General features: G+C 45.9%; 19 protein-coding genes. 15 read left to right on the top strand and 4 right to left on the bottom strand.

Annotated elements, in window-relative coordinates; all coding sequences use genetic code 11:
• Window positions 1–76 precede the first annotated feature (76 nt).
• Window positions 77–214, bottom strand: a complete 138-nt coding sequence (locus G9G53_RS12300; protein ID WP_165147842.1) for a hypothetical protein — start codon at window positions 212–214, stop codon at window positions 77–79.
• 593 nt (window positions 215–807) lie between these two features.
• Here G9G53_RS12300 and G9G53_RS12295 point away from each other — a divergent pair.
• The 12 genes from G9G53_RS12295 (at window position 808) to G9G53_RS12240 (ending at window position 8,295) form a co-directional block, all read left to right on the top strand.
• On the top strand, window positions 808–1,944 hold the full coding sequence (locus G9G53_RS12295) for a polysaccharide deacetylase (RefSeq protein WP_165147839.1): 1,137 nt from the start codon (window positions 808–810) through the stop codon (window positions 1,942–1,944).
• A gap of 206 nt (window positions 1,945–2,150) precedes the next feature.
• Window positions 2,151–2,576, top strand: coding sequence for a phage holin family protein (locus G9G53_RS12290; RefSeq protein WP_165147826.1), 426 nt, complete (start codon window positions 2,151–2,153; stop codon window positions 2,574–2,576).
• 80 nt (window positions 2,577–2,656) lie between these two features.
• The gene (locus G9G53_RS12285) at window positions 2,657–2,944 is read left to right on the top strand and encodes a Dabb family protein (protein WP_013309679.1); all 288 of its coding nucleotides are present in this window, start codon (window positions 2,657–2,659) and stop codon (window positions 2,942–2,944) included.
• A gap of 23 nt (window positions 2,945–2,967) precedes the next feature.
• Window positions 2,968–3,408 (top strand): DUF86 domain-containing protein, encoded by a 441-nt coding sequence (locus G9G53_RS12280; protein WP_029516681.1) that lies wholly within the window; start codon window positions 2,968–2,970, stop codon window positions 3,406–3,408.
• A gap of 8 nt (window positions 3,409–3,416) precedes the next feature.
• Entirely contained in the window at window positions 3,417–4,064 is a 648-nt protein-coding gene (locus G9G53_RS12275) for a helix-turn-helix transcriptional regulator (RefSeq protein WP_029516682.1), read from the top strand.
• A 96-nt stretch (window positions 4,065–4,160) separates the two neighbouring features.
• Window positions 4,161–4,484: a YtxH domain-containing protein gene (locus G9G53_RS12270; protein WP_165147824.1), complete on the top strand. Its 324-nt coding sequence runs from the start codon at window positions 4,161–4,163 to the stop codon at window positions 4,482–4,484.
• A gap of 208 nt (window positions 4,485–4,692) precedes the next feature.
• The gene (gene racE, locus G9G53_RS12265) at window positions 4,693–5,502 is read left to right on the top strand and encodes a glutamate racemase (protein ID WP_069011068.1); all 810 of its coding nucleotides are present in this window, start codon (window positions 4,693–4,695) and stop codon (window positions 5,500–5,502) included.
• 117 nt (window positions 5,503–5,619) lie between these two features.
• Window positions 5,620–6,840 carry a M14 family metallopeptidase gene (locus G9G53_RS12260; RefSeq protein WP_165147822.1) on the top strand — a complete coding sequence of 407 codons (1,221 nt, stop codon included), beginning with the start codon at window positions 5,620–5,622 and terminating at the stop codon, window positions 6,838–6,840.
• 136 nt (window positions 6,841–6,976) lie between these two features.
• Window positions 6,977–7,243, top strand: coding sequence for a hypothetical protein (locus G9G53_RS12255; RefSeq protein WP_029516685.1), 267 nt, complete (start codon window positions 6,977–6,979; stop codon window positions 7,241–7,243).
• Window positions 7,244–7,383: 140 nt separating this feature from the next.
• Window positions 7,384–7,686 carry a heme biosynthesis protein HemY gene (locus G9G53_RS12250; RefSeq protein WP_013370462.1) on the top strand — a complete coding sequence of 101 codons (303 nt, stop codon included), beginning with the start codon at window positions 7,384–7,386 and terminating at the stop codon, window positions 7,684–7,686.
• Window positions 7,687–7,709: 23 nt separating this feature from the next.
• Window positions 7,710–7,931 carry a DUF1450 domain-containing protein gene (locus G9G53_RS12245; RefSeq protein ID WP_007429791.1) on the top strand — a complete coding sequence of 74 codons (222 nt, stop codon included), beginning with the start codon at window positions 7,710–7,712 and terminating at the stop codon, window positions 7,929–7,931.
• 94 nt (window positions 7,932–8,025) lie between these two features.
• Window positions 8,026–8,295: a hypothetical protein gene (locus tag G9G53_RS12240; RefSeq protein ID WP_023987992.1), complete on the top strand. Its 270-nt coding sequence runs from the start codon at window positions 8,026–8,028 to the stop codon at window positions 8,293–8,295.
• A gap of 199 nt (window positions 8,296–8,494) precedes the next feature.
• Here G9G53_RS12240 and G9G53_RS12235 read toward each other — a convergent pair whose 3' ends face one another.
• Both G9G53_RS12235 and G9G53_RS12230 read right to left on the bottom strand, forming a co-directional pair.
• Window positions 8,495–10,477 (bottom strand): LTA synthase family protein, encoded by a 1,983-nt coding sequence (locus tag G9G53_RS12235; RefSeq protein ID WP_165147820.1) that lies wholly within the window; start codon window positions 10,475–10,477, stop codon window positions 8,495–8,497.
• Window positions 10,478–10,665: 188 nt separating this feature from the next.
• Window positions 10,666–11,826: a THUMP domain-containing class I SAM-dependent RNA methyltransferase gene (locus G9G53_RS12230; RefSeq protein WP_023987994.1), complete on the bottom strand. Its 1,161-nt coding sequence runs from the start codon at window positions 11,824–11,826 to the stop codon at window positions 10,666–10,668.
• 157 nt (window positions 11,827–11,983) lie between these two features.
• On the opposite strand from G9G53_RS12230, the gene G9G53_RS12225 reads away from it, so the two are divergent.
• Complete coding sequence (locus tag G9G53_RS12225; RefSeq protein WP_185156353.1) at window positions 11,984–12,628, top strand: O-methyltransferase; 645 nt, start codon at window positions 11,984–11,986, stop codon at window positions 12,626–12,628.
• Between the two features lie 113 nt (window positions 12,629–12,741).
• On the opposite strand, the gene G9G53_RS12220 is transcribed toward G9G53_RS12225, so the two are convergent.
• Window positions 12,742–13,962: an MFS transporter gene (locus tag G9G53_RS12220; protein ID WP_029516688.1), complete on the bottom strand. Its 1,221-nt coding sequence runs from the start codon at window positions 13,960–13,962 to the stop codon at window positions 12,742–12,744.
• Window positions 13,963–14,197: 235 nt separating this feature from the next.
• On the opposite strand from G9G53_RS12220, the gene hemE reads away from it, so the two are divergent.
• Together hemE and hemH are read left to right on the top strand one after the other, a co-directional pair.
• Window positions 14,198–15,244 carry a uroporphyrinogen decarboxylase gene (hemE, locus tag G9G53_RS12215; RefSeq protein WP_039269982.1) on the top strand — a complete coding sequence of 349 codons (1,047 nt, stop codon included), beginning with the start codon at window positions 14,198–14,200 and terminating at the stop codon, window positions 15,242–15,244.
• A gap of 31 nt (window positions 15,245–15,275) precedes the next feature.
• Entirely contained in the window at window positions 15,276–16,217 is a 942-nt protein-coding gene (gene hemH, locus G9G53_RS12210) for a ferrochelatase (protein ID WP_165147818.1), read from the top strand.
• The last annotated feature ends 5 nt before the right edge of the window (window positions 16,218–16,222 follow it).

The raw sequence follows: 16,222 nt of genomic DNA, 5'->3' as shown, positions 1-16,222 counted from the left end.
TATACTCCTTACGCCGTCCTCGCTGGTCCATGAGCCCGAATTCACCGAGTTGCTTGTATTTGCGCATCCATTCTTTTCATCGATGTCGATCTGCGATTCCAAACTTCTCCATGAGTCTACGATACGTCCAACCTTCTTCAATATGGAGTCGTATGGCCTCTACCTTGGTTTCAAACGTATACTCGTTAAACTTTGTTCCCTTTTTCGCCGGCATAAAAAATGCACCCCTTAGATTTCATCGGATAAACCAGGGGTTTATTCCAATGTCTATTCTAAGGGGTGCACTGCAAATCTTCTTGGGGTTTTTTTTGTGATTCACATTATTTTCAATTAGGAATTCTCTCTCATTTAAAAAAACACGAGCAGGTTTGAGAAATATTATAATGATAACACAGACAATTTCCTAACGGGTAAAGGGCAAGTGATCTGTTCTAGCCATTAATACTGTGTACAAAATACATGAAAGACTTGTTTCATAGGTTCTAGTTCCAATAAAGCAATTTATTAATTGTTTCCATCCTCTAACTCAATTGATTTATTCACAACTTTGTAACCTTCTCTGGCAGGGGGGTTGCGAGATTGTTTTCAAATTGTTTTACTATATTTACCTACTATAGTCTGGTAATCTATTAATATATATAGGGGGCCAAAAGACGTCCGGTTCAGTCGGTTGAGATGCGTTTATGTTCTTTATGTTGAGTGAATGTCTATATTGCCATGTCTATATCGTCATGTCTGTATAACTTCATAGACAAGCTAGAGATAGCTCCCGCACATTATAAAATACAGCACAGGATGGTGTAATGAATGAAGCTTTTAAAAGTAAAATGGATGGCTGTATGCTTGATGGCAATCTGTTGTTTGGGTTTGCTGGGTATACATACGAATACAGCGAGTGCACAAGCGAAGGCGCCTTTGCTGGGAGTCAATGATGTGTTGCTAGATTCGAATACGGTTAAGCCCGTAATGGAAAATGATAAGTTGTATGTACCCATCGTTACATTAGGGCAAAAGATGGGTATTTCTACTTCTGCCAATGGAAATACATTGGTGCTGACTGGACATAATCGCAGCTTTACGCTGGATTTGAACAAGGGGGATGTGTTCGAGCGTGGAGGACGCACGATGGTGCCAATTCGCACTTTGACCGATGCATTCGGCTTCACTATTACGGTTCCTACAAGTAATCTGTATCGAATTCAGAATGCAAACGCTAGTTTGTCTGATGCTCAGTTTTTGAATACATTCGCGGCAGAAATTAAACAGTATGCAGCTGTCGAACCGGGCAAAGCCAGCAATACAGGCAACAAGGGAACTGCCTCATCATCCAGCCGTACGATTTATTTGAGCTTCGATGATGGTCCTACAGCGCATACGTCGCAGCTGCTGGATATTTTGGACAAATATAATGCCAAAGCTACGTTCTTCATGCTGGGACCTGAAATTCGCCAACATAGCGCAGTGATGAAGAGAATGGTAGACGCAGGGCATGGTTTGGGCCTCCATGGGATGACACACCAGGTGAAGAAGATCTATGCATCCCCGGCAGCAGCGCTGGCAGAGATGAATCAGGATAACGAGATTTTATTTAAGGCCACAGGGAAACGCACTTCTTTGATTCGTACACCTTATGGCAGCAAACCATATTTGAAGAAAGCATACCGTGATCAACTGACGGGTGCAGGTTATCATATTTGGGACTGGAACATCGATTCCAATGATTGGCGTTATACTAAAAATCCACAGCATTTTGTACAGACGGTCCTGAGTGATATTAAGAGACTGAAAAAGCAAGGCAGAACACCAGTCGTTCTTATGCATGATAAGCCATCTACGATCAAGGTGCTTCCACAAATCATGGCGGCCTTGCAGAAAGAAGGCTATTCGTTCGATCCGTTGAATGATAACCTGACTCCGCTTAATTTTTGGAATGATCATCGTTAATTGAATAGCATGAAAGAAAAGGCACCTTTTCAACCATTTGTATAGTGGTTTGGAAGGTGTCTTTTTGTTGTATTTGCTCGAAAATGTGAAGTTTGCAGCATGGTTTATATGAATCTATGAATTCATGTCTATGCACAGGTCATATGACTTTACGGGTTATCACGTCGCTGCATATATTACAGTAACCGCCCCGAGAGGAGGAAGGTATGAATATTAATCCGAGTATGTTTAGTATGATTTGTGCTACCGCAGGAGCCTTTATTACGTTTGCCTTTGGCGGCTGGAATCAGCTAATGGTGCTATTCACGGTTGCAATGGCTGTCGATTATGTGACTGGAGTCGCCGCAGCAATTAAGACTGGGCAAGGTTTAAGTAGTAAAGCCGGCTTTTGGGGGTTGGCGAGAAAGGCTTTAATGCTAATGGTAATTTCTTTGGCGCATCATGTGGACCTCCTGATGGGTACCGAAATCATGAAAGGGGCGGCAACGTATTTTTATTTATCCAATGAATTGATCTCTATTACGGAAAACTGCTCACGAATGGGTTTACCGCTCCCACCGAAGCTCAAGAATTTTTTTGCCCTATTAAAGGACAAGGAGTCTGATGGGGAAAATGGTGGAAAAGATCGCTAGAATTACAAAGTTTCTTTCCGTATGTGGGGCGTTATGATAAAATTTTCAAGAGAACATTTTAAGATAAGGAGCCTATACGCATGATTAAACATATTGTTTTGTTCAAATTGAAAGACCGCTCCCCCGAAAGCATTGAGCACACAGCATCCATATTGCGCAGCATGAACGGCAAAATCAAAGAGCTGCTGTCACTCGAAGTAGGTACGGATGTGATTCGTTCGGAACGTTCTTATGATATTTCCCTTACCGCTGTTGTCGAAACACTGGAGGATTTGCAAACGTATCAGGTACACCCTGTGCACCAGGAAATTATTGTACACATGAATGAAGTGAAGGATGTATCTATCGCAGTTGATTATGAAATCTAAAGCGGTACTGGAGGTGCAGGACCTTGTATTATGTCAACCGGGAACAAATTGAGCTTCGACTAGGGGCTGTTCCCGACATTGTCGCCGGACTTCGCCAGACTTCTGCTTCCTGGAACGGCGATCTGTTGCAGGGGCTAGTGCAGGAGCGCTGTCTTCATCTGGCCATTGAGACGGTAACGGACGTAGGAAGCTATATCATCGACGGATTTATTATGCGTGACGCCAGTAGCTATGAGGATATTATCGGTATCATTCATGAGGAAGGTGTACTGGATGATACCGTATTTCATTCGCTAGTAGAGCTGGTAGGCTTACGTAAACCCTTAGTGCAGGAGTATTTCCATTGGGACCGGACAAGCCTTCACCCGCTTACAACAAAGCTGCCTGGGTTGCTGGAGCTTTTTGCATCTAACGTGCATGATTATTTAAATAAGGAATTGGGTCACCAGCCCGAGGGAGTGTAAAGGCAAAAGTGACGGATAAGTATATCGTACCCGAAATGCCCACTAGGCGCATGATCATGACACTATTGAAAACCCAGGGACCTGTGGGCGTCGGAAGCTTGGCAGCTCAATTAGGCATTACCGAAATGGGAGTGCGTAGGCATCTCAAATTGATGGAGCAGGATGGCCTGATCGTGGCTACAATCGTGAGACAGGCGATGGGACGCCCGACGTTTTTGTACAGCCTGAGCGAGCAGGGAAGCGAGCAGTTTCCACGTAATTATGATCATTTGTTACTGGAACTGTTAGAGGAACTCGATGAAGAACAGGGAATGGAAGCTGTTTACTCGCTGTTTGATGGTAGAAAACGTAAAATGATGAAGCGTTACGCCCCTCATATAGAGGGGGAGACTACACTGGCTTCACGTGTGGAAAAGCTTTCGGGCATCCAGAATGCTTCCGGATATATGGCAGAGTGGCGCGAGGAAGAGGATGGTAGCTACTCTATTGTGGAATACAATTGTCCTATCTCTCAAATTGCAGGCCGTTACCGCAAGGCTTGTGAATGCGAGCAGCAAATGTTTGAGGAGCTACTTGATGCCGAAGTTGTTCGTGAGGATTGTTTGGCAGATGGGGGCCGTTGCTGCCTGTATCGTATCCGCTCTAAAAAAAAGTAAAACTTTTCAGGCTTGTTTTCTGTATCATGACAAGCTCCCCATGCTTATAATGCACTAACAGATGGGCATTCGCCCGGGCACAAGGGAGAGATGATGATGAAGGAGAACTGCAAAAGTTTTATCCGAGGCGCGTTGGCAGGCAGCATTGTTGGTTCGGTTGCTGCTTTATTATTTGCCCCTAAGTCAGGTCGTGAGCTGCGTCAGAATATTACAGATCAGGCGCGCAACGTAAGTGATAAGGGACAGGAGTTAGCGGGGAAAATTTCAGACACCTCAATTGAGTATACTGACAAAATTAAGGAGACAGCCTCAGCCGTCATTCATGAAATTGGGCAATGGCGTAAAAAAGGTGAAATTATTCCTGAGGTTAGTATTTCATCAGCGACTGCTCAAGAAGATACGGAAAAAGATGCGCTGTAACGGTCTGTAAAAAATAGGTGAAACACTGAATACAGTTTGAATTCGTGGCTTCTCCCGTTGGGATGGAGCCTTTTTATTGATCACTTCCTCGTTTTAGGGTAATCTTTTGGGGTACCTTTTACACTGATACGACATAAGGTATGTAGCAACGGATAGCTTTCCGAGATGAAATAACTCATATTTGAACAAAAAAGGAAGCGGTGTGTACGTGCAGCAAGCGATTGCAATATTGGATTCCGGTGTAGGAGGTTTGACGGTTGTTAAAGAAGTCATGCGTCAGCTTCCACGGGAAAAAATCATTTATTTTGGAGACACTGCGCGCACTCCGTATGGCCCCCGACCATCGGAAGAGGTTAAAAAATTTACAGAGCAAATGGTTGACTTTCTGATTCAATTTGATCCGAAAGTCATTATTATTGCTTGTAACACGGCTACTGCCGCGGCATTGGACTATATAAGCCAAAAGGTATCCATTCCGGTGATCGGAGTTATTCACCCCGGGGCTCGTGCTGCGATTAGCGCGACTGCTACCGGGCATGTCGGGGTGATTGGGACTGTCGGTACGATTCGAAGCGGAGCGTATACAGCTGCGCTCAAGCAATTGTCTCCTTACGTAGACGTGGTGAGCCATGCGTGTCCTGCGCTTGTTCCATTGGTGGAGCAAGGGTTATTTCGCTCTAAGACGACATCGCAGGTTGTGGAGGAGACATTGAGACCTATTCAAACGTATCCGATTGATTGTCTGATTCTTGGTTGTACGCATTATCCTTTTTTGAAGGAAACGATTCAAGAAGTCATGGGGCCTGCAGTAAAGCTCATTAGCTCGGCAGATGAAACGGCGCGTGAGACGAGTACCATTTTGTATAACAAAGACAAGTTGGAAGCTGGGGACGAAACGCCGGTACATCAGCTTTTTTGTTCCGGCGATCCTGAATTGTTCCAGCGCATTGCCGCACAGTGGCTCGGGGAGCAAATTCGCCAAACGCCTGTCGTCTGGCAAGTCACCAATTTGGATTAACGAGACAGCCGACTTTTTGTCATTGGACAAAAGAAGTCGGCTGTTTTGCTTTTCGCTACATCAAGACACGCCGCGTTTGCATAACATGCAGTAAGGCAGATGGAAGGGGCGTAGAAGATGAGGGAATATATCGTTCAAAAAGGAGATACATTGCACCGGGTCGCCTCGGCTTTTAAACTATCGGCGGATACTTTAATCGTAGATAATCCGTGGGCCGCCACGCAACCCTATCTGATTAGTGGTCAAGTGTTATATATTCGTCCGTCTACGGATCGTAAATACGTTATTCAGCCTGGTGAGTATGCAAGACAGATTGCCAAGCAGTTTGGTGTGGAGCTTAATGAGTTACGGCTAGCCAACCCCGGACTTGCGGAGCATGATTTTATGGAAGGAAAAACTATTGTTATTCCTGAAGACCATCAGGATCAGATTGTACGATTACGTGGAGAGTATGGATATGAAGATTTAAAGGAAGACCTAGCGGCCTTGGCCCGCAGATATCCGTTTATTGAAGTTGGCAGCATTGGAACCAGTGTCATGGGGAAGGATATTCCTTATGTACGTATTGGGCAAGGAACGCGTAAAATTCACGCCAATGCTTCAGTTCATGCTAATGAATGGCTGACGACGCCTTGTTTGCTGCGTTTTATAGAGCAATATGCACAAGGGATCGGTGGGACTGAAGAACATGTAGGGGCCACTCAATGGGTGTATGGAGGTTCTCCGCGGGATTTGCTGGAGCATACATCCTTATGGGTGGTTCCGATGGTCAACCCGGATGGGGTAGAGCTGGTGCAACAAGGTATACTCCCAACTCATCCGTTGTATCATGACCTCAAAAAGTGGAATGAAGGACGTGCTGATTATCGCGGTTGGAAGGCGAATATTCGTGGTGTCGACCTCAACGATCAATTTCCGGCATATTGGGAAGAAGAGGTGCGCAGACGCGGTAAAACAGGTCCGTCTCGACGAGACTATGCAGGGCCTGCACCTTTGTCTGAACCGGAGTCTAAGGCGCTTGCCGATCTAACGGAGCGCGAACAGTTCGACATGGTGTTATCCATACACAGTCAGGGACAGGAGATCTATTGGAATTATCGGGATCTAGAGCCTAAGGAGAGCCGAGATTGGGCCTTACGGCTAGCTGCCGCAACAGGTTACCGGGCGGTAAAGCTGGGTGGGAGCGATGCAGGGTACAAGGATTGGTTTATACAGCGATTTGGTAAACCGGGGTTTACCGTTGAAGTCGGTCTAGGCGTAAATCCGCTGCCCATGCGTGATTACGATGATATTGCAGCAGAAGTGAGCATGTTAATGGCAACAGTGCTGTCATGGTAAAAAATTCGGCCTACTGAAACGTATTGAATCATTTGCACGTATTAGGAGGAACACGTTTTTTATAAGTGTTCCTCTTTACATGTCCCTTCAATGGGGTATATATACTTAGGAGCATTGGAAATGGAGTGAACAACCTATGAAGTGGAAAAGATTACTATCTCTCCGTCAATGGTCACATGTATTTCGTCGTATGCCCCGACTGATTACTTCATCAAGGATTCCGCTGGGAGAAAAATTACTCTTTGCGGTGCCTGTGTTGCTCTATTGGGTATTACCTGATGTCATGCCATTTATGCCCATCGACGATATTGGTGTGACGTTATTGCTTATGAATTGGTTTGTGACCCGTGCCGAACGAAAATATCCAGATGTGCTTGAAAAGCAACATGTACGTGTTCGGTAGATAAGTTTATGAATTTCGTGATTGCGATTTTTCACGATTTTCTTTACAATAGGAATATTGCCTTTTGCTATGCTAAACATAATTGTGATTTATCCAATAAACCACATTTCATTTAATGAATATGAAGGAGATGAAGTTTGATGAACTGCAAAATTACTCGTAACGCAGCTAAAGTATTGAAACTTGAACTGGATAAGGAAGAGAACCAAGGGAAGAGCCTGCGCGTTGTTATTACTCATGCTCATGGAGATCATGCTCATTACGGGCTGGATTTGGACACGCCTAAAGAAACAGATACTGTCGTATCTACAGATAAAGGCATTGACGTAATTTTGGAAAGCGGCCAGCCGCTGCTGGATGGTGTGAAAATTGATTACTTGTACTTCCCCGAAGAAGGATTTGTCATTACTAACCCTTCCCAAGGTAATCACGGCGACCACTAAGCCGGAGCTCGGAGGGATGACAGATGGCCAACGATATTCGCGTATGTGATGAATGCAATCATATTCGCTTGAAAACAATCTTGCCCAAGTTGCAAAAGATGGCACCAGATGCCGAGATCAAAATCGGCTGCAAATCGTATTGCGGTCCTTGTGGGAAACGGGCGTTTGTGTATGTGAACGGACGTTATGTGAGTGCGGCCACGGAGGATGAAGTATTGGAGAAGGCTGCGCGCTTTATCAAATAGTTCCAGTACGCAGCATTCGCAATTTTTGAATAGTTCCCCTTCTTCTGATCCATGCTAATGGATGTAGACCACTGCCCAGAAGGAGGAGTGACTCATGGCCCAATATGATTCCAATCTCGACAATCACAGTGTTGAGGCTCAAACACAAAACTCGGTGGACAGGCTCCACAATGCCGTCTCTCAGGCATTGTCACATCCAGCTGAGCAACTGATTGAACAGGCGGAGCAGTCTCGCACTCATGCTGAACATGCCATACAGCAGGCGAAGGATAGCCTTGGTGACGACTCAGTAGAAGTTGCGGAGGATATGCTTGGTGAAGAGGTACAACGGCTTGAACAGGCCAAAAAAACGTTGCGTTCCTAAGCATTTGTGACTGGTAACAACGAGCGCAGTCGAGTGACAATCCATAAAAAAGCACGATCCACAGCACTTACAAGCCGATGGATCGTGCTTTTTTGTTATATACAGAGTAGTTATGCGGCGACATCGTTAAAGGGGTTTGGGAAGATGCTGTATCAGCAACCTCCCACATAAAGTCTATTAGATACAGATACAGAAGGAGTTACTTCTTTGTTTGTGGTTCCCATTCGCGAATAAGATCGTATGTGATAACCTGATCGGATATGTTCAACCGATTGAGAGCTTCGGTATATCCCGGTCCGCAGGCGTTTACGTCTGTAGGCTGGCCTGTACTCAGGTTGTAACAGGTCCCTTTGGAGAATGTACCGTCCTCAGATGGAATGTAGTACACTCGTCCATCCGTGAAAGCACCAGTACGTAGCACAACCATACGAGGCTTCCCGCTAAACAGATCGTTTCCCATAAAATGATATGGTTTTGTAGAAATCCCAAGCAGGTGCATTACGGAAGGAGTCAGATCCAACTGACCTGCCGGTTCTGTATACGTGCCCGCCTGACTTCCGTCAGGAAGATGCACAAGCAATGGCACCTGATTCATGATTTTCTGCATGTCCAGATCCGTAAGTGGCTTGCCTAAAAATTTCTCATACAGTGCTTTGTCTTTAATAGAATTATCATGATCCCCATAAAACATCAGGATCGTATCATCCCACAGTCCGTCTTTCTTCATCTGATCTACCAATTCGCCTAGTGCTTCATCTACATAATGGACAGATTTTAGATAGTCTCCGAACATGGTACCTTCAAACTCGCCAACGTCTAAATCTACCGCGTCAGGTGACAGGTTGTACGGATGATGGCTCGAGATACCGACCATATAGGCGTAGAACGGCTGCTTAACTTCGGTAGTGAGATCATTGAGCGTTTGACGGAAAAAGGATTTGTCTCCCAGGGACCAGCCCAATGGCTCATCAATTTTAAAATCTTTTTTACTGTAGAACTTGTCATAGTTCATTGCCTTATACATAGTGTAGCGGTTCCAGAAGCTGCTGTCATACACGTGAAACGCATTAGGACTATACCCAGTATCCTTCAAAATGGAAGGTAACGTATCGAATTTATGGTCCGCATAACGGATAAATACTGAGCCTGTAGGGAGCGGATGCAGCGAAGCATGTGTAGAGAAGTCCGCGTCCGAAGTACGGCCCTGCGCAGTCTGGTGAAAATAATTGTTGAAATACATGCTTTCCTTCGTCAGTTTGTCAAAGTTAGGCGTAATCGCTTGACCGTTGATCTGTTTGCCGATAAAAAAGTTCATGAACGCTTCAGCTTGAATGACCATCACGTTTTTGCCCTTATACTTGCCAGATAGATCATTTTTTACCTGAAGCAACTTTTGGTGCTGATTAAACCATTCCTTATCCTTATCGGATTCCGCTTGAGCCAATGTAGGCTGAGGACCAAGGTGATCCTGACCATAGCGGTAGATGTCATATCCATGAAATCCGATCAACCCTGTTACATTGTACAAGGCCATCGACCACCAGTTGCCGACAAATATGCCAGTTGCCCACGTGGAGGTATAATATTTGATCGGCCCAAATGTTAATACATAGCCAATCAGGAAGGCCAATGCTCCTTTGGAGAAGCGAAGCAGGAACCTCTTTGTGAAGGAGCTTCGGGATGCTTTTAAATAAGTATCATTCGTGGTAAGTCGACGTCGTAAGGAAGCCACAAATATGACATACGGAATGAATAGAATCCAGTCTGCAAAAAAGAGAATGTCCCCCCAGTACATAAGGGATGCGATACTTCCGCCCAGAGAATCAACTTGTCCGGCTTGAAGTAAGACGGGAATCGTAATGAAATCCTGGAAATACCGATAATAAACCATGTCGGAATAAATGAGCGCGGTGAGCAACATATCGAGCACCACAAGAGCAATCAAACGTCCGCGACGTGGCAGCCATAAGGTCCAGAAGCTCACAAGTAAAAGCGAACCAATAGCGATGACATAATCCAGCGGATTCATGTCAATATTTTGGGCATGCAAGTTATAGTGAATCAGTACGAGCTTGCCGATCATAAGCACAAAAAACAGACCTAGTCCAAAATATCGAGACAGCAGCATTCTGCTGAACGTGTTACCAGTGCGACTTGCACTGGACGTGCGAATAACCAACACTTTACCCCCTCTGGCAGAAATGTTCGGCTAGTATAAATTACATATTAACGTAATGTTAAAACCGAAATGCCTTTAATTATTATAGCGCTCATCTCGCGCATTTCAATGATTAAGTAAAGAAAATACAGCACAAATCAGGCCAGAACAACGAACGGAGAGTTCGTTTCCTGGCCTAGGCTTCATCTTATTTAAGGCTGCAACGGCGAAGTATCTTTGCGGCGCGGAGGCAGAGGGCCTAGATACTGATAGTATTGGCATTCGATCCGGCCGTTAAACAACTTCCGGCGCTTGTCTGCTTTACGGCCCCAATAATGCTCAAATTGCTTGGTGGAGCTGATGGCAAAGAAGGACCAGGTCTTCATTTCGGCTGCCGTGCGTGCGAGTGAACGGATCAGCTTTTCCACCTCGGATTGTTCGCTCAGTCTCTCGCCATAAGGTGGGTTTGTAATCATCACACCATATTGTCCTTCGAGTCTGACTTTAGTTACAGGCATCACCTTAAGAGGGATGTCTTTAGCAAAGCCTGCTGCTTTTACAGCTGCCTCAGCAACTTGTATGGCATTTGGATCGATATCGCTACCTGCAATTTCAAAAGGAATGTCATCGCGGGTCAAATCCATCGCCTCGTCGCGAGCCTGATCCCATAATTCTCTGCCAATGACAGGCCAGTCTTCCGAGTTAAAGGTACGTCTCAGTCCTGGCGCAATATTCCAGGCTTGCATGGCAGCTTCGACCAATAAAGTACCGGAACCGCAGCATGGGTCATAGAAGGGGCGGTCCGGGCTCCAGCGACTAAGCTGAATAAGAGCAGAAGCCATCGTTTCTTTGAGGGGCGCCTCTGTAACGAGCTTACGGTAGCCGCGTTTGTGCAGTCCTGGACCGGTTGTATCAAGCGTCAGCAACGCACGATCATTCAATAGAATGACCTCAATGACGTAACGAGGGCCATCTTCAGCAAACCAATCTGTGTGGTAGGTTTCCTTGAGCTTCTCTACAATCGCCTTCTTGACGATTCCTTGACTGGCTGGTACGCTACTAAGCTGTGATTTGTGCGAACGTCCCTCTACGGGGAATTCACCATCTACAGGAATCCAATCCTGCCAGGGTAATGCTTTGGTACCCTCGAACAGCTCATCGAAGGTTGTTGCAGCAAATTCACCCATTTTAATAAGTACGCGGTCTGATGTGCGAAGCCACAGGTTACACCGGCATATATCCATATAATCTCCGGTAAAAACGACGCGGCCGTTTTCGACGGTTAGATCTTCGTACCCGAGTTCTCTGAGTTCTCGGGCCACGACGGCCTCAAGTCCCATTGGCGCAGTCGCAATTAGTTGCAGTTGAGTCATTAAACGTATTCACTCCGTCCCCATAATCATGTAAGCTTGGTTCAATCCCTATAGTATAGGTCATTGTACTCGAAGAGACAAATCATTAAGGTAAAAAATTTACGAAGGACACCACGTCCTACCTGCGTTATGATTAAGTAATAAGGAGAGATGAACCGTGGAAATTACACCCAATATGACGCCTGAACAATATGTAGACCAGCTGGTACAAGAGGATGAAGCACTTCGCAGTATTAGGGAGGCTATCGTTAAAGAAGGTATGCCGGAAGTATCCGTTGCCCATCCTTATGGAAAACTGTTGACCTTTCTAATTGAAGTATCTGGCGCACAGCATGTACTGGAAATCGGCGCATTAGGCGGCTACAGTGGATTATGTCTGGCCCGTGGGTTGGGAGAAAAGGGCCGTATTGTGTCACTGGAGCTGAAAGAAGCGTACGCAGCGCTGGCACATCGACATATGGAAAAAAATGGCTACGGTGACCGTGTCGAATATCGTATTGGACCCGCAGCGGACAGCTTGAAAGAACTTCAAGAAGAGGGAAGAACTTTCGATTTTTTCTTCATTGATGCAGATAAGGAAAATTACCCAGTATATCTGGAGTATGCGATTGCTCTGGCGAATCCAGGTGCCATTATTGCGGGAGACAACTGTTTCCTTCGCGGACGGACGCTGAATACGGATAAGAACGGCCCTGCCGTCCAGGCCGTGAGACGTTTTAACGAAACGATAGCAACAGATCCGCGGCTGGTCAGCACGCTTTTGCCAGCTTACGATGGATTGGCGCTAGCTCGAGTTAAATAGCGTTCATTCCCCATGTATAGCTATCTATACAAAAAAACAACCTCCTTGTCCACTATAGCGTGAACAAGGAGGTTCTTGTCTGTTAAGGTGGGCTTGTCTTACCTGAAGGTTTCTTACCTGAAATCAGGCGTAGCCTTACGATCAAAAAGCTTCATGCGTACCCAGAATATGTTGACGATTAACAGGACACCTGACATGATAAACAGTCCTTCGATGCCGATAAACCCGGATAGCACCCCGCCAATGACAGCACCCAGCATATTCCCAAGCGCGAGCGAGCTGGTATTGAAGCCGAAAGAACGACTTTCCATTCCTTCCGGTGTATACGTGCGAATCAGCGCATTTACGCTTGGTAGCAGACCGCCCATAAATACACCCATGAAAAAACGGATAATGACAAGTTGCCACACTTCATTGACAAAAGCCTGCGGAATGAGCATAACCGCCGTTCCGAGCAGTGCAATGGTCAAGATCTTGTGCGCTCCTATCTTGTCACTCAATCTTCCAAGGAGTGGTGCAGCAATCATATTGGATACGCCTGTTATAGCTGTAACGAACCCGGCAATCAGTGCAATTCCTTCTGCCGACCCATATAGTTTTTGCACATATAACGGCAGCAGAGATACCGTACTGATCATGGCAAATTGGAGCAGAAACGTTACGGTGAACAAAGCCGGAAGCTGGGGCGTATGGCTTAGCTCCTTTAATCCGGCAAGAACCGAAATTTGCGGTGTGCGTGCGGCTTCCGCTTTACTGAAATTTTCTTTAACCAGAAACATTGCAATGAGCGAGGCTATAAAAATCAGAGCGCCTGTAATATAAAAGATCGGTCTGAATCCGACCCAATCAGCCAAAAATCCGCCTAGCAGAGGACCGAGAATCGTGCCGGCCATCTGACCGGATTGCATAATCCCCATAGCGAATCCGGTTCGCTCTTTGGGAGTGGTGCCCGATACTAGGGAAATCGATGCCGGATTGAAACCCGAAATCGTACCGTTCAGCAGGCGAAGCGCCAGCAGTTGCCACGGATGGGTGACCAAACCCATACATCCGATGACCAAAGCCATACCAAAGCCTGAGCGAAGCAGCATGACTTTACGTCCATATCGGTCAGCCAGCTTGCCCCACAAAGGCTGGAACATAAATGAGGTCAAAAAGTTAGCGGCAAAAATAACTCCAGCCCATAGACCAATATCGTGCTCTCCCTTCACATGAAGGTCCTGAGCCAGATACAGGGCGAGGAACGGAGTAATCATCGTAATACCCGCATTGACCAGAAACTGACCGAACCAAAGCACAATGAGATTGATTTTCCACGTCTCCCACGTTTTCAATGTGCTTTCACTTCCTTTCTGCCCATTCTCATCCTGTTGTAAATCCTACGTATCAACGCATAACTTCTCCGGAGCTTTAAAAAAAGCCATTTCTCTAGTATAGCACACTTCATTGAAACTTTATCCAAATGTCATGGGTTTGTCATGGTTTGTTCGAGAGCTACGGTTGTTACGACTCTTGAAAAAGGGCATAATTAAATTATAGTATTTATGATTCGAACTGGAGGCTGAAGTCATGACCTACAATGATACTTTTATCCGCGCTTGCCGCAAGCAAGCTGTGGATCATATTCCCGTATGGTACATGCGGCAGGCCGGAAGGTATGACCCTGAGTATCGCAAAATTAAAGAAAAATACACGTTGCTTGAGATATGCCGCCAGCCCGAGTTGGCCGCAGAAGTGACTTTAATGCCCGTGCGCAAGCTCGGGGTGGACGCTGCAATTTTATATTCTGATATTATGAATCCGGTGGCCTCGCTAGGGGTTGATTTTGATATTGTCAAAAATATTGGACCGGTTATTGATAATCCGATCCGGTCAGCTGCAGACGTAGACAAGTTGCGTCCAATTGATGTGGAACGCGATTTGGGCCATATTTTGGAAACGATCCGCATTTTGGACCGTGAACTGAAAGTGCCATTGATTACGTTCGCTGGAGCGCCTTTTACCATTGCAAGCTATTTAATAGAAGGAAGACCCTCCAAAGGATATATTCGCACCAAAGCGATGATGTATGGAGAGCCTGAGTTGTGGCATCGCCTGATGGATAAGCTAGGGGACATGGTTATTACATACGTGCGAGCTCATATCGCTAATGGCGGTAAGGCTTTTCAATTGTTTGATAGTTGGGTAGGTGCGCTCTCGCCCTATGATTTTCAAACTTTTGTGCTGCCGACTATCACACGTATTTTTCATGAATTATCTGATCTGGATGTACCTAAAATTTATTTTCCGGGCGTAAGCTCTGGTGAATTGCTCCCACACTTGAATGGGTTAAAAGCCGATGTGATTGGACTGGACTGGCGGGTAAGTATACCTGAAGGACGTCGTCGCTTGGGCAACGGTTTTGGTGTACAGGGAAATCTGGATCCTTATGTGCTTACTGCGCCAATAGATGTTATCAAGCAGTATGCGAAAACCATTGTAGATGAAGGTATCTTGGAGCCGGGTTACATTTTCAATCTCGGTCACGGTTTATTTCCTGAAGCCTCGCTAGATAAGCTAAGAGAGCTTACTGATTATGTACATGAGTATTCCCACTCGATTTTGTCAAAGAATTAAACCATTAGAAATGTTAAGAGGTGATCTGCTAATGAAAACCAAAGTGGGTGTACTGGTTATGTCCTACGGGACGCCAGAAAGTCTGGATCAGGTGGAAGCCTACTATACACATATCCGTCGCGGTAATGCTCCCTCGCCGGGACAGCTAAAGGAATTAAAGGATCGTTATGAAGCTATTGTGGGCGGTGTGTTTCCGCTGCGTCAGAATACGGATCGGCAGGTTCAAAACCTGCAGGAAACCCTAAATCGGGAAAATCGCAACCCGGACATTGAATTTGCCTGTTATCAGGGACTCAAACATGCGAAACCGTTTATTGAGGACGGTGTGGAAGCCATGGTGCAAGATGGCATTCGTGCTGCGGTGGGTGTCGTGCTGGCTCCGCATTATTCCGTTATGAGTGTAGGCACTTATATTAAGCGCGCACAGGCTAAGGCACAGGAACTGGATCTGGCCATATCATTTGTGGAGAGCTATTATCTTCATCCAAAGTTGATTAAGACGCTAACTGAGCGTGTGAACGCCAAGCTGGCGCTTTTTGAAGAAGCTGGAGCCAAGCGGGATGAGGTTCGTGTTCTATTTAGTGCGCACAGCTTGCCTGAGCGGATTTTGGCTATGGGTGATCCTTATGTAGAGCAATTAATGGCTACTTCGCAGGCTGTTGCGGATAAGGTGGGGATTACCAACTGGCAGTTTACGTGGCAAAGCGCCGGTCGTACAGCAGAACCATGGCTGGGACCAGACATTTTGGATACCATGCACAGTCTTAAAGAGGAGCAAGTGGAGTATGTGCTGGCTACACCAGTTGGCTTTGTTTCTGATCACTTAGAGGTGTTATACGATCTGGATATTGAAGCACAGGCTTTGGCGAAGGAATTGGATATGCGTTTTCAGCGTATTGATTCACTCAACAGTGATCCACTGTATATGGAGACGCTTAGTGATGTCATCATAGACCAATGGAAAAAGGGATGAGGACA

The sequence above is a fragment of the Paenibacillus sp. EKM206P genome, assembly GCF_011066155.1.
In the GTDB taxonomy this organism is placed as follows: domain Bacteria; phylum Bacillota; class Bacilli; order Paenibacillales; family Paenibacillaceae; genus Paenibacillus; species Paenibacillus polymyxa_D.
This window is presented reverse-complemented; position numbering and strand designations above follow the sequence as displayed.

Excerpts from the sequence above, each read along its gene's own strand:
- G9G53_RS12300 (WP_165147842.1), bottom strand. The coding sequence starts at position 214 with ATGCCGGCGAAAAAGGGAACAAAGTTTAACGAGTATACGTTTGAAACC.
- G9G53_RS12295 (WP_165147839.1), top strand. The coding sequence starts at position 808 with ATGAAGCTTTTAAAAGTAAAATGGATGGCTGTATGCTTGATGGCAATC.
- G9G53_RS12290 (WP_165147826.1), top strand. The coding sequence starts at position 2,151 with ATGAATATTAATCCGAGTATGTTTAGTATGATTTGTGCTACCGCAGGA.
- G9G53_RS12285 (WP_013309679.1), top strand. The coding sequence starts at position 2,657 with ATGATTAAACATATTGTTTTGTTCAAATTGAAAGACCGCTCCCCCGAA.
- G9G53_RS12270 (WP_165147824.1), top strand. The coding sequence starts at position 4,161 with ATGAAGGAGAACTGCAAAAGTTTTATCCGAGGCGCGTTGGCAGGCAGC.
- G9G53_RS12260 (WP_165147822.1), top strand. The coding sequence starts at position 5,620 with ATGAGGGAATATATCGTTCAAAAAGGAGATACATTGCACCGGGTCGCC.
- G9G53_RS12255 (WP_029516685.1), top strand. The coding sequence starts at position 6,977 with ATGAAGTGGAAAAGATTACTATCTCTCCGTCAATGGTCACATGTATTT.
- G9G53_RS12250 (WP_013370462.1), top strand. The coding sequence starts at position 7,384 with ATGAACTGCAAAATTACTCGTAACGCAGCTAAAGTATTGAAACTTGAA.
- G9G53_RS12245 (WP_007429791.1), top strand. The coding sequence starts at position 7,710 with ATGGCCAACGATATTCGCGTATGTGATGAATGCAATCATATTCGCTTG.
- G9G53_RS12240 (WP_023987992.1), top strand. The coding sequence starts at position 8,026 with ATGGCCCAATATGATTCCAATCTCGACAATCACAGTGTTGAGGCTCAA.
- G9G53_RS12230 (WP_023987994.1), bottom strand. The coding sequence starts at position 11,826 with ATGACTCAACTGCAACTAATTGCGACTGCGCCAATGGGACTTGAGGCC.
- hemE (WP_039269982.1), top strand. The coding sequence starts at position 14,198 with ATGACCTACAATGATACTTTTATCCGCGCTTGCCGCAAGCAAGCTGTG.
- hemH (WP_165147818.1), top strand. The coding sequence starts at position 15,276 with ATGAAAACCAAAGTGGGTGTACTGGTTATGTCCTACGGGACGCCAGAA.